Consider the following 12,863-nt stretch of genomic DNA (forward strand, 5'->3'; position numbering starts at 1 on the left):
ATCAAGATTTGTTTAATCTATATAAAAATTCATGTTTATCAATGGCTTGTATAAATTCAGAGGGCTGAAGTTTATTTAAATTATTTGAATTATTTTATAAAGTGCGCAAGAAGTTGCGCACTTTCTACAGGTTAATAACGGCTTGATTAGTAGCGGTAAATAAGCAAGTGGTCTTTATCCAAGTGTGCAACAAGTTGCGCACTTGGATAGATAGGGTTTGTTTTCGATGGCCATGGTGTGTCGTGTTGCAGCGTGATCAAGGGCACATTTCACTGCCGGTGAAAGCAGGTCGTGGGTGGTTTTTACCCCTTGAAACGTGCCTCTGGGTCACCGGGCGGGGAACTGAGTAGCAAATAGGCAGTCTTTAAGGCGGGTAAAGCAAGGTCGCCGCTAGCTTAGGCGGTGACTTTTCTTTATCGTACGCGCCCTCCGAAACTGCTTGAGAACACCACCATGATTGAGTCATCCCTTAGCAAACTGGAACAACTGGTCAGCGACCTGGTTCAGCAAAAGCAAGAACTGCTGGACGCCAACGAACAGCTGAGCGCTGAACTGGCTCTGGCCAAAGACGAAAACGAAAGCCTGCAACTGACCCTGATGGAACAGGAAGAGAAACAAGGCGCAACCGCAGCCCGCATTCAGGCACTGGTTGAGCGCGCGAGCCCTGTCAGCGCATGAGCGTGGACAGAGACGGAGTAAATGTCGTCTCGATTTTGGGTAACGACTACACGATCAAAGCGCCGGAGGGGGAGCAAAAGACCCTGATGGCGGCCACGGTCATGTTGAAAGCCGCCCTGGCCGAAACGAAAAGAAAGTACCCGAGCCTGATCGGGGACAAGCTGTTGGTGCTGGCAGCGCTGAATCTGTGTTCCAAGCAGATTGAGCTGCAACTGAGCCACAAACAGGAACTCGACCGTTATCAAGAGCAAGTCAGCGCCACGGTCGATGTGATTGAGCGAACGTTAGGGCAATCCTGACACTTCGCAATACTCTGTAGTCGCTGCCCAAGGCTGAAGGTCCTGCGGACCTTATCGCAGCCTTCGGCAGCGACTACAGGGAATCAGGCTGTTTTTACCCCGCCATCACTTCGCGAATATCCGCCGCCAGTTCCCGTACCCGTGCCTCTTCGGTGTCCCAGGAACACATGAAACGTGCGCCGCCTTTGCCGATAAAGGTATAGAAGCGCCAGCCCTTGGCGGTCAGCGCAGCCACGGCCGGTTCCGACAGTTGCAGGAACACGCCATTGGCTTCCACGGGGAACATCAGTTCAACCCCCGGAATGTCACTCACCAACTGGCTCAGCAACTGCGCGCAGTGGTTGGCGTGGCGTGAGTGTTTGAGCCATGCGTCGTTTTCCAGCAAGCCCACCCAGGGTGCCGACAAAAAGCGCATCTTCGACGCCAGTTGACCGGCCTGTTTGCAGCGGTAGTCGAAGTCCACCGACAGGGTGTGGTCGAAGAACAGAATCGCTTCACCCACCGCCATGCCATTTTTGGTCCCGCCAAAGCACAGTACATCCACACCGGCTTTCCAGCTCAGCTCTGCGGGCGTGCAGCCGAGGAAGGCGCATGCGTTGGAGAAGCGGGCACCGTCCATGTGCAGCAACAGGCCCAGCTCCTTGCAGGTGTCGCTGATGGCACGAATTTCTTCAGGGCGGTACACGCTGCCGACTTCCGTGGCCTGGGTGATGGTCACCACTCGCGGCTTTGGATAGTGGATGTCTTTGCGCTTGAGGGCGATTTCGCGGATCGATTCGGGGGTGATCTTGCCGTTTTCAGTGCGGGCGATCAGCAGCTTGGAGCCGTTGGAAAAGAATTCAGGCGCGCCGCATTCGTCGGTCTCGACGTGGGCGGTCTCGGAGCAGATCACGCTGTGGAAACTCTGGCACAACGATGACAGGGCCAGGGAGTTGGCCGCAGTACCGTTGAAGGCAAAATAGACTTCGCAGTCGGTTTCGAACAGTTTGCGAAAGTCGTTGGCAGCGCGCAGGGTCCACTCGTCATCGCCATAAGAGCGTTGATGACCGTGGTTGGCCAGTTCCATGGCGGTCCAGACTTCAGGGCAGATACCGGAGTAGTTGTCGCTGGCGAATTGTTGGCTCTTGTCAGTCATTTCCCGGTTCCTTGGTCGAATTGTGTCGTGCACTTTATCCAAGATTTTGTCGGGTGCACAGGCACGACTCAAAGTGCGGAAAACCCTTACAAAAGAATAGCTCAAAGTCCCGTAATAAAAGTGTGGGAGGGGGCTCGCTCGCGGTGGCATCGCCCGGGTTTGCCAGACAAACCGCGCCGCCAGTATCGCGAGCAAGCCCGCTCCTACAGGGTTATGCGAAACCATGTCGTAAACGCACCATTGCGTGGCGTCCATAGGCATTTGATCTGCCTGCGCCAGCTCTACCATCTGGCTCAAAGGGCATACGCCCCACCGAGACCAAAGGCGCGCTGGCGCTGGGAGACACGCAATGTTCAGCAAGCAGGATCAGATCCAGGGTTACGACGATGCCTTGTTAGCGGCCATGAATGCCGAAGATCAGCGCCAGGAAGATCACATCGAGCTGATTGCCTCCGAGAACTACACCAGCCAGCGTGTGATGGAGGCCCAAGGCAGCGGCCTGACCAACAAGTACGCCGAAGGCTATCCGGGCAAGCGCTATTACGGCGGCTGCGAACATGTGGATAAAGTCGAGCAGCTGGCCATCGACCGCGCCAAACAACTGTTCGGCGCCGATTATGCCAACGTGCAACCTCACTCCGGCAGCCAGGCGAATGCGGCCGTGTACCTGGCGTTGCTCAATGCCGGTGACACCGTGCTGGGCATGAGCCTGGCCCACGGCGGGCACTTGACCCACGGCGCCAGCGTCAGCTTCTCCGGCAAGTTGTACAACGCCGTGCAGTACGGCATCGACACCACCACCGGGCTGATCGACTACGACGAAGTAGAACGTCTGGCCGTTGAGCATCAGCCAAAGATGATCATTGCCGGCTTCTCGGCTTACTCCAAATTCCTCGACTTTCCGCGCTTTCGCCAGATTGCCGACAAGGTGGGTGCCTACCTGTTTGTCGACATGGCCCACGTGGCCGGCCTGGTCGCGGCGGGGCTGTACCCCAACCCGCTGCCCTACGCTGACGTGGTCACCACCACCACCCACAAAACCCTGCGCGGCCCCCGCGGCGGGTTGATCCTGGCCAAGTCCAACGAAGCCCTGGAAAAGAAACTCAACTCGGCCGTGTTCCCCGGTGGCCAGGGCGGTCCGCTGATGCATGTGATCGCGGCCAAGGCGGTGTGCTTTAAAGAAGCCCTGGAGCCGGGCTTCAAGACCTATCAAAAGCAGGTCATCGACAACGCTCAGGCGATGGCCGAAGTGTTTATCAAGCGTGGCTTCGACGTGGTCTCGGGCGGCACCGACAACCATCTGTTCCTGCTCAGCCTGATCCGTCAGGGCCTGACCGGCAAAGACGCCGACGCAGCCCTGGGCCGTGCTCATATCACGGTCAATAAAAATGCGGTGCCCAATGACCCGCAATCACCGTTCGTGACGTCGGGCCTGCGCATCGGTACCCCGGCAGTGACCACGCGCGGTTTCAAAGTGGCGCAGTGCACGGAACTGGCGGGCTGGATCTGCGACATCCTCGATCACCTCGGCGATGCCGATATCGAGGCCGACGTGGCACGCCAGGTGACCTCGCTGTGCAAAGACTTCCCGGTTTATCGCTGAGCGCGTTTTTGGAGTAAACCCTATGCAACGGTATTCAGGCTTCGGCCTCTTCAAACACTCCCTCAGCCACCATGAAAACTGGCAGAAGATGTGGCGCACGCCGACCCCTAAAAAGGTCTACGACGTGGTCATCGTCGGCGGTGGCGGCCACGGGCTGGCCACTGCCTACTATCTGGCCAAGGAGCACGGCATCACCAACGTGGCCGTGGTCGAGAAGGGCTGGCTGGGCGGCGGCAACACGGCGCGCAACACCACCATCGTGCGTTCCAACTATTTGTGGGACGAGTCGGCGCACCTGTACGAACACGCGATGAAGCTTTGGGAAGGCTTGTCCCAGGACTTGAACTACAACGTCATGTTCTCCCAGCGCGGTGTCTACAACCTGTGCCATACCTTGCAAGACATACGTGACTCGGAGCGCCGGGTCAGCGCCAACCGCCTCAACGGCGTGGATGGTGAACTGCTTGACGCCAAGCAAGTGGCGGACGAGATCCCGTACCTCGATTGCTCAAAAAATACCCGTTACCCGATTATCGGCGCCACCGTACAGCGCCGTGGCGGTGTGGCCCGTCACGATGCCGTGGCCTGGGGTTTTGCCCGGGCTGCGGATGCGCTGGGTGTAGACCTGATCCAGCAAACCGAAGTGCTCGGTTTTCGCAAGGAAAACGGCGTGTGCATCGGCGTTGAAACCAGCAAGGGTTTTATCGGTGCCAAGCGCGTAGGCGTGGTGACGGCCGGTAACTCCGGGCACATGGCCCGTCAGGCCGGTTTCCGCCTGCCGATTGAATCCCACCCGCTGCAAGCGCTGGTGTCGGAGCCGATCAAGCCAATCATCGACAGCGTGATCATGTCCAACGCGGTTCACGGCTACATCAGCCAGTCCGACAAGGGCGACCTGGTGATCGGTGCCGGGATCGACGGCTACAACGGCTACGGTCAGCGCGGTTCGTACCCGGTGATCGAACACACGATTCAGGCCATTGTGGAAATGTTCCCGGTGTTGTCCCGCGTGCGCATGAACCGCCAGTGGGGCGGCATCGTCGACACCACTCCCGATGCTTGCCCGATCATCTCCAAGACCCCGGTGCCGAATCTGTTCTTCAACTGCGGCTGGGGTACGGGTGGCTTCAAGGCCACGCCGGGCTCGGGCAACGTGTTTGCCGCCAGTCTGGCCAAGGGCGAGATGCACCCATTGGCTGCACCGTTTTCCATTGACCGGTTCCACACCGGCGCCCTGATCGACGAACACGGCGCTGCCGCTGTCGCCCACTAACAGGAGAAACACTCATGCTTCATATCTTCTGTCCCCATTGCGGCGAACTGCGCTCCGAAGAGGAATTCCATGCCAGCGGCCAGGCGCACATCCCGCGCCCGCTGGACCCCGCGGCCTGCACCGACGCCGAGTGGGGCGACTACCTGTTCTTTCGCGACAACCCTCGCGGCCTGCACCACGAACTGTGGAACCACGTCGCCGGTTGCCGCCAGTTCTTCAACGCCACGCGCAACACCGTGACCTACGAAATTCTTGAAACCTACCTGATTGGCACCCAGCCGCAGTTCACTGAACAGGCGGCACCACTGATCACCACGGCCACCCGCGAGCAGGGAGAAAAGGTATGAGCCAGACCCATCGCTTGCCTAATGGCGGCCGCGTAGACCGCAGCAAAGTGCTGACCTTTACCTTCAACGGTCAACAATACAAAGGCTACGAGGGCGACAGCCTGGCCGCAGCGCTGCTGGCCAATGGTGTCGACGTCATTGGTCGCAGCTTTAAATATTCCCGGCCTCGGGGCATTTATGCCGCCGGTGCCGAAGAGCCCAACGCGGTGCTGCAGATCGGCGCCACCGAAGCGACCCAGATTCCTAACGTGCGCGCTACGCAGCAGGCGTTGTACCAGGGCCTGGTTGCCACCAGCACCAACGGCTGGCCCAACGTCAACAATGATGTGATGGGGATCCTGGGCAAGGTTGGCGGCAAGCTGATGCCGCCGGGCTTCTACTACAAAACGTTCATGTACCCGCAATCGTTCTGGATGACGTACGAGAAGTACATCCGCAAGGCGGCAGGCCTGGGCCGTTCGCCGACCCAGAACGACCCCGACACCTACGACTACATGAACCATCACTGCGACGTACTGATCGTCGGCGCAGGGCCTTCAGGCCTGGCGGCGGCACTGGCTGCAGCACGCAGCGGCGCGCGGGTGATCGTGGCCGATGAGCAGGAAGAGTTTGGCGGCAGCCTGCTCGACAGCCGCGAAAGCCTGGACGGCAAACCGGCGATGGAATGGGTTGCTAAAGTCATCGCTGAACTCAAGGCATTGCCGGGCGTGACGCTTTTGCCTCGGGCGACAGTCAACGGCTATCACGACCACAACTTCCTGACCATCCACGAGCGCCTCACCGACCATCTGGGTGATCGCGCACCGATTGGCCAGGTTCGTCAGCGCATTCACCGGGTTCGGGCCAAGCGTGTAGTCCTGGCGACCGGCGCCTGCGAGCGGCCATTGGTGTACGGCAACAACGACGTGCCGGGCAATATGCTGGCGGGCGCAGTGTCGACTTACGTGCGCCGTTACGGCGTGGCACCGGGTAAAAAACTGGTGCTCAGTACCAACAATGACCACGCCTACCGCGTTGCTCTGGACTGGATCGATGCAGGCCAGCAAGTGGTGGCTGTCGCCGATGCGCGCAGCAACCCTCGCGGCGCACTGGTAGAAGCGGCGCGGGCCAAGGGCATCCGTATTCTGACCGCCAGCGCGGTGATCGAAACCCGTGGCAGCAAACACGTGACCGGTGCCCGTGTGGCCGCGATTGACCTTAAAACCAACAGTGTCGCCAGCCCCGGCGAATGGCTGGAATGCGATCTGGTTGCCACTTCGGGCGGTTACAGCCCGGTGGTGCATCTGGCCTCGCACCTGGGCGGCAAACCCACCTGGCGCGAAGATATTCTGGGTTTCGTACCCGGCGAAGCACCGCAAAAACGGGTGTGCGTGGGCGGCATCAACGGTGTCTACGGGCTGGGCGACAGCCTGGCCGATGGGTTCGAAGGGGGCGTGCGTGCTGCCAGCGAGGCCGGCTTCAAAGCGGTAGAGGGCGTGTTGCCCAAAGCCCTGAACCAGCACCAGGAGCCAACACTGGCACTGTTTCACGTGCCCCATGAAAAGGGCACTGCACGGGCGCCCAAACAATTTGTCGACCTGCAGAACGACGTCACCGCCGCGGCCATCGAACTGGCAACCCGTGAAGGTTTCGAGTCGGTCGAACACGTAAAACGCTACACCGCGCTGGGCTTCGGTACCGATCAGGGCAAGCTGGGCAACGTCAACGGGCTGGCCATCGCCGCACGCTCGCTGAATGTAACCATCCCGCAGATGGGCACCACCATGTTCCGCCCCAACTACACGCCGGTGACGTTCGGCGCCGTGGCGGGTCGCCATTGCGGGCATATTTTCGAACCGGTGCGTTACACCGCGCTGCAAGCCTGGCACGTCAAGCAGGGTGCCGAGTTTGAAGATGTGGGCCAATGGAAGCGTCCGTGGTACTTCCCGCGTAATGGCGAAGACCTGCACACAGCGGTCAAGCGCGAGTGCCAGGCGGTGCGTGACAGCGTCGGTATTCTCGATGCCTCCACCCTGGGCAAAATCGACATTCAGGGCCCGGATGCGCGGGAATTCCTTAACCGCATTTACACCAACGCCTGGACCAAGCTCGATGTGGGCAAGGCTCGCTACGGCCTGATGTGCAAAGAAGACGGCATGGTGTTCGACGACGGCGTAACGGCCTGTCTGGCCGACAATCACTTTGTCATGACCACCACCACCGGTGGCGCAGCACGGGTACTGCAATGGCTGGAAATCTACCAGCAGACCGAATGGCCTGAACTGAAGGTGTACTTCACTTCCGTGACCGACCACTACGCGACGCTGACCCTGTCCGGGCCCAACAGCCGCAAGCTGCTGAGCGAAGTCACGGATATCGATCTGGACCGTGAAGCGTTCCCGTTCATGACCTGGAAAGAAGGGCTGGTAGGCGGTGTTCCGGCGCGGGTGTTCCGCATCTCGTTTACGGGTGAGCTGTCGTACGAGGTCAATATCCAGGCGGACTACGCGATGGGCGTGCTGGAAAAAATCGTCGAGGCGGGCAAGCAATACAACCTCACCCCCTATGGCACCGAGACCATGCACGTGCTGCGGGCCGAGAAGGGTTTCATCATTGTCGGCCAGGACACCGACGGGTCCATGACCCCGGACGACTTGAACATGGGCTGGTGTGTGGGTCGTACCAAGCCGTTCTCGTGGCTCGGCTGGCGTGGCATGAACCGCGAAGACTGCGTGCGTGAACAACGCAAACAGCTGGTGGGCCTCAAGCCGGTAGATCCGACCAAGTGGCTGCCTGAGGGCGCGCAGCTGGTGTTCGATCCCAAGCAGGCAATCCCGATGACGATGGTGGGTCACGTGACCTCCAGCTATGCCCACAACTCACTGGGTTATTCGTTTGCAATGGGTGTGGTCAAGGGCGGCTTGAAGCGCATCGGCGAACGTGTGTTTTCGCCCCAGGCCGACGGCAGCGTGATCGAGGCTGAAATCGTTTCTTCGGTGTTCTTCGACCCGAAAGGCGAGCGCCAGAATATTTGAGTGACACCTGTGGCAGCGGGCTTGCCCGCGATGACGGCAGACCAAACTACACAGAATTGAGCGGGTGACCCATGACCACAGCCAACGTATACCAACAGCGCCCGGACTCGGGCGCCAAAGCCGAGTCATCGTTACACCAGGCCAATCTCGCGGGCCTGATCGGCAAGGGCCGCAAAAACCCTGGCGTGACCGTGCGCGAGAAAAAACTGCTGGGCCATTTGACCCTTCGCGGCGACGCCAAAGACCCGGCCTTTGCCGAAGGCGTGCACAAGGCCCTGGGCCTGGAATTGCCGGTGGCCCTGAGCCTGGTGGCCAAAGACGAGACATCGTTGCAATGGATGGGGCCGGATGAGTGGTTGCTGATCGTACCCGGAGGCCAGGAATTCGCCGTGGAGCAAGCGTTGCGTGCAGCACTGGCCGGGCTGCATATCTCGGTGGTCAACGTCAGCGGCGGGCAACAACTGCTGGAACTGAGCGGGCCAAAGGTGCGCGAAGTGCTGATGAAGTCCACCAGCTATGACGTCCATCCGGACAACTTCCCGGTGGGCAAGGCGGTGGGCACCGTGTTCGCCAAGTCGCAGCTGGTGATTCGCCACACGGCTGAAGACACATGGGAGCTGCTTATCCGCCGCAGCTTTTCGGACTACTGGTGGTTATGGTTGCAGGATGCAGCAGCGGAGTACGGGCTGAACGTCGAAGCGTAAATATGATCCTGCCTGCGCCTCTGTGGGAGCGGGCTTGCTCGCGATTGCAGCACCACGGTCATCCGGATGTACCGTGTTGTTTGCAGCGCGAGCAAGCCCGCTCCCACACAGGTCGTGTGCGTTCCAATACCCATCAAGGAGCACCCCATGAGCCGCGCGCCCGATACCTGGATTCTCACCGCGGACTGCCCGAGCCTGCTGGGCACGGTGGATGCGGTCACGCGTTATCTGTTCGAGCACAGTTGCTACGTCACCGAGCACCATTCCTTCGACGATCAGCGCTCGGCGCGATTCTTTATTCGCGTGGAGTTTCGTCAGCCCGACAGGTTTGACGAGCACGCCTTTCGCGCAGGCCTGGCCGAGCGTGGCCAGGCGTTCGGCATGACGTTCGAACTGACGCCACCCCATCACCGGCCCAAAGTGCTGATCATGGTGTCCAAGGCCGATCACTGCCTCAATGACCTGCTCTATCGCCAGCGCATCGGCCAGTTGTCGATGGACGTGGTGGCCGTGGTGTCCAATCACCCCGACCTGGAGCCGCTGGCAAGCTGGCACGGCATCCCTTACCACCACTTCGCTCTGGATCCGCTCAACAAACCGGCGCAAGAAGCAAAGGTGTGGCAGGTGATCGAAGACACTGGCGCCGAACTGGTGATCCTCGCCCGTTACATGCAAGTGCTGTCTCCTGAGCTGTGTCGCAAGCTCGACGGCAAGGCGATCAATATTCACCACTCCCTGCTGCCCGGTTTCAAGGGCGCCAAGCCCTACCACCAGGCCTACGAAAAGGGCGTCAAGCTGGTGGGCGCTACGGCGCACTACATCAATAACGACCTGGACGAAGGCCCGATCATTGCCCAGGGCGTGGAAGTGGTCGACCACAGCCACTATCCCGAAGACCTGATCGCCAAGGGCCGCGACATCGAGGCCCAGACGCTGGCTCGCGGTGTGGGCTATCACATAGAGCGGCGCGTTTTCCTAAATGGAGGTCGTACGGTGGTGCTGTAGGGGCGCGGCACGTTCTAAGCTGGCTGCAGCAAGTAATCTCTCCAATAACAACAAGGGTGAATACGATGGCTGACAATCGCGGTGTGGTGTACCTGGGCAATGGCCAGGTTGAAGTGCAAAGCATTCCTTTCCCGAAGATGCAAAACCCTCAAGGCAAGCCCATCCACCACGGCGTGATCCTGCGTGTGGTATCGACCAACATCTGTGGCTCCGATCAGCATATGGTGCGTGGCCGTACCACGGCGCAAACCGGGCTGGTGCTGGGCCATGAGATCACTGGCGAGGTGATCGAGGCCGGGCGCGATGTGGAGCATCTGAAAGTCGGCGACCTGGTATCGGTGCCGTTCAACGTGGCGTGCGGGCGTTGCCGCAGTTGCAAGGAGCAAAACACCGGCGTCTGTCTGACCGTCAACCCGGCCCGTCCCGGCGGTGCCTATGGGTATGTGGACATGGGCGATTGGGTCGGCGGTCAGGCTGAATATGTATTGGTGCCTTATGCCGATTTCAACCTGCTCAAGCTGCCTTATCGTGACGCGTCGATGGAAAAGATTCGTGACCTGACGTGCCTCTCCGACATCCTGCCAACCGGCTATCACGGTGCTGTCACCGCAGGTGTTGGCCCCGGCAGTACGGTCTATATCGCAGGCGCCGGCCCCGTAGGCCTGGCCGCGGCGGCTTCGGCGCGTTTGCTGGGCGCTGCGGTCGTGATCGTGGGTGACGTGAATCCGATTCGCCTGGCTCACGCCAAGGCACAGGGGTTTGAAATTGCCGACCTGTCCAAAGACACGCCATTGCACGAACAGATTGCCGAGCTGCTGGGCGAGCCGGAAGTGGATTGCGCCGTCGATGCCGTGGGCTTTGAAGCCCGGGGTCACGGGCATGACGGGGTGAAACACGAGGCGCCGGCCACGGTGCTCAACTCACTGATGGGCGTGGTGCGGGTGGCGGGCAAAATCGGTATTCCGGGGCTGTACGTCACCGAAGATCCGGGTGCCGTCGATGCAGCCGCGAAAATGGGCAGCCTGAGCATCCGCTTTGGTCTGGGCTGGGCCAAATCCCACAGCTTCCATACCGGGCAGACCCCGGTCATGAAATACAACCGCCAACTGATGCAGGCCATCATGTGGGACCGGATCAAGATCGCCGATATCGTGGGCGTTGAGGTGATCAGCCTGGACGAGGCACCACGGGGCTATGGCGAGTTCGATGCCGGTGTGCCGAAGAAGTTTGTGATCGATCCGCACCGGATGTTCAGCAAGGCTTAAAAGCCACAACTGACTGTGTAGTCGCTGCCGCAGGCTGCGATGGATTGCGCAGCGATCCTGCCTTGAAGGGCCTGAGGCCCTTATCGCAGCCTGCGGCAGCGACTACAGGTTGGTTTACAGTGTCGCCAGCGGCCCCTGATACAACACGGGGCCGGTTGGCTGCCCGGTTGGTGAGCCGCCCTGCGGCTCAAGACTCACCGCCAGTACCACCGGAACCCTGATCAATTGCTGCTGGCTCTGGCTCAGGGCTATCCGACCATCGCCATCCGCGGGGATCAGCCCCAGGGACACCGGTTTGCCCTCAACCGGAATCGCCCACAATTCCAGACTGCGTCCTGCCTCAACCGCGCTCAGCTCAAGCGGTCGAACCTTCAGGTAATCGGCGTGGGCCTCGATCCTCAGGCCGGGCTGAGCGGTGCCGCTGAGCAGAGTTGCTTTGTACTGGACGCTGTCGTGGTTGTAGAGCAGGCCCACGGTCAAGGCGACCAGCAACGAACAGGCAACCGCACCCAACCGCAGCCAGTTCCAGAACGCACGCTTTGGCGGTACATGGAGTGTTTGCGGTTCAATGCGCGCCACGATGGCGTGCCACACGTGCTCGGGCACAGGTTGCTCGATCAGGGGCTCGGTCAGTTGGGTGAGGTGGTTCTGCCAGTGGGCCAGCTCGCTACGCAGGTCGGTATCGTCCAGCAGCAGGTTTTCGAAACGTTTGCGGGCGGTGGGCGGCATCAGGCCGATGGCGTAATCGGCGGCCAGCGCACGGCGCCGTTCAGGGGTTTGATAGTTCATGACTCAAGGCACCTGCGCAGTCGCTCCATGCCCCGGCGGATCCAGGATTTGACCGACCCCAGCGGTGCATCAAGGGTGTGCGCCAGTTCGCTGGCACTCAGCCCCTGAAAATAGGCGATGGTGATGCTCTGGCGCTGCATGCCTTCCAGTCGTTCAAGGCAATGGCCAAGGGCGCTGGCCGCCCGGGCGCTGTCCAGTTGCTCATGGGCGCTGGGACTCTCATCGGCCAAGGTGTCTTGCTGCAGGTCACTCAAGGGCAGTTCGCGATGTTTGCGCAGCTGGTCGATGGCCAGGTTGCGAGTGATGGTGATCATCCAGGTCAGAGGGGCCGACAAGTGAGCTTCATAGCGGGGGGCGTTGTGCCAGATGCGCACAAAGCTTTCCTGTACCACGTCTTGCGCCAGGTCGCTGCGGCCCATGCAGCGCAGTGCCACGCTGTGCAGGCGCGGTGCCACGGTGCGGTAGAGGGTTTCGAAGGCGCGGCGATTGCCCAGTGAACATTGGGCCAAGAGCGTTGCAAGGTCATCGGCATCGGTAATTAAAATAGCCACTCTCCCGTCAAACACAGTCAGGGCATCAGACCAGTCGTCGGTTGAGGTTAGTTCAGGCTGTGTGGTTGTTCCAATCATGTGGCACCTCTGTGTCCTGTATACGCAGGCAAGGGCACAGCGGATGCAGCGGTTTTCAATTAAGATTGCGGCCCGTTTGATCCGATAGTGGCACCTGGGAACATCTGCTGGGGTTTTGGGTC

At 60.2% G+C, this 12,863-nt stretch carries 12 protein-coding genes; 9 read left to right on the forward strand and 3 right to left on the reverse strand.

The annotated features are described in order from the left end of the window. Nucleotides 1-453 precede the first annotated feature (453 nt). Nucleotides 454-678 carry a hypothetical protein gene (locus V6P94_RS04945; RefSeq protein WP_133075245.1) on the forward strand — a complete coding sequence of 75 codons (225 nt, stop codon included), beginning with the start codon at nt 454-456 and terminating at the stop codon, nt 676-678. Next, nucleotides 675-977: a cell division protein ZapA gene (locus tag V6P94_RS04950; RefSeq protein ID WP_133075246.1), complete on the forward strand. Its 303-nt coding sequence runs from the start codon at nt 675-677 to the stop codon at nt 975-977. Before V6P94_RS04945 ends, V6P94_RS04950 begins: the two co-directional genes overlap by 4 nt. A gap of 94 nt (nt 978-1,071) precedes the next feature. Here the strand turns inward: V6P94_RS04950 and V6P94_RS04955 are convergent, their stop codons facing one another. Continuing rightward, nucleotides 1,072-2,112, reverse strand: a complete 1,041-nt coding sequence (locus V6P94_RS04955; protein WP_133075247.1) for a low specificity L-threonine aldolase — start codon at nt 2,110-2,112, stop codon at nt 1,072-1,074. A 349-nt stretch (nt 2,113-2,461) separates the two neighbouring features. Between V6P94_RS04955 and glyA the strand changes: the two genes are divergently transcribed. The 7 genes from glyA (at nt 2,462) to fdhA (ending at nt 11,323) form a co-directional block, all read left to right on the forward strand. Further along, nucleotides 2,462-3,715 (forward strand): serine hydroxymethyltransferase, encoded by a 1,254-nt coding sequence (gene glyA, locus V6P94_RS04960; protein ID WP_219262842.1) that lies wholly within the window; start codon nt 2,462-2,464, stop codon nt 3,713-3,715. A 22-nt stretch (nt 3,716-3,737) separates the two neighbouring features. Beyond that, complete coding sequence (locus V6P94_RS04965) at nt 3,738-4,988, forward strand: sarcosine oxidase subunit beta (RefSeq protein ID WP_133075249.1); 1,251 nt, start codon at nt 3,738-3,740, stop codon at nt 4,986-4,988. A 14-nt stretch (nt 4,989-5,002) separates the two neighbouring features. Beyond that, on the forward strand, nt 5,003-5,335 hold the full coding sequence (locus V6P94_RS04970) for a sarcosine oxidase subunit delta (protein ID WP_219262843.1): 333 nt from the start codon (nt 5,003-5,005) through the stop codon (nt 5,333-5,335). Beyond that, the gene (locus tag V6P94_RS04975) at nt 5,332-8,349 is read left to right on the forward strand and encodes a sarcosine oxidase subunit alpha (RefSeq protein ID WP_133075251.1); all 3,018 of its coding nucleotides are present in this window, start codon (nt 5,332-5,334) and stop codon (nt 8,347-8,349) included. Before V6P94_RS04970 ends, V6P94_RS04975 begins: the two co-directional genes overlap by 4 nt. A 71-nt stretch (nt 8,350-8,420) precedes the next feature. Beyond that, nucleotides 8,421-9,053 carry a sarcosine oxidase subunit gamma gene (locus V6P94_RS04980; RefSeq protein ID WP_133075252.1) on the forward strand — a complete coding sequence of 211 codons (633 nt, stop codon included), beginning with the start codon at nt 8,421-8,423 and terminating at the stop codon, nt 9,051-9,053. A 147-nt stretch (nt 9,054-9,200) separates the two neighbouring features. Beyond that, nucleotides 9,201-10,058: a formyltetrahydrofolate deformylase gene (purU, locus tag V6P94_RS04985; RefSeq protein WP_219262845.1), complete on the forward strand. Its 858-nt coding sequence runs from the start codon at nt 9,201-9,203 to the stop codon at nt 10,056-10,058. Nucleotides 10,059-10,123: 65 nt separating this feature from the next. Next, entirely contained in the window at nt 10,124-11,323 is a 1,200-nt protein-coding gene (gene fdhA / locus V6P94_RS04990; RefSeq protein WP_133075255.1) for a formaldehyde dehydrogenase, glutathione-independent, read from the forward strand. Nucleotides 11,324-11,437: 114 nt separating this feature from the next. On the opposite strand, the gene V6P94_RS04995 is transcribed toward fdhA, so the two are convergent. Together V6P94_RS04995 and V6P94_RS05000 are read right to left on the reverse strand one after the other, a co-directional pair. Further along, nucleotides 11,438-12,112: an anti-sigma factor domain-containing protein gene (locus tag V6P94_RS04995; RefSeq protein WP_219262846.1), complete on the reverse strand. Its 675-nt coding sequence runs from the start codon at nt 12,110-12,112 to the stop codon at nt 11,438-11,440. After that, nucleotides 12,109-12,741 (reverse strand): RNA polymerase sigma factor, encoded by a 633-nt coding sequence (locus tag V6P94_RS05000; protein ID WP_133075257.1) that lies wholly within the window; start codon nt 12,739-12,741, stop codon nt 12,109-12,111. Before V6P94_RS05000 ends, V6P94_RS04995 begins: the two co-directional genes overlap by 4 nt. Nucleotides 12,742-12,863: the final 122 nt, after the last annotated feature.

Source organism: Pseudomonas sp. ML2-2023-3 (assembly GCF_037055275.1).
In the GTDB taxonomy this organism is placed as follows: domain Bacteria; phylum Pseudomonadota; class Gammaproteobacteria; order Pseudomonadales; family Pseudomonadaceae; genus Aquipseudomonas.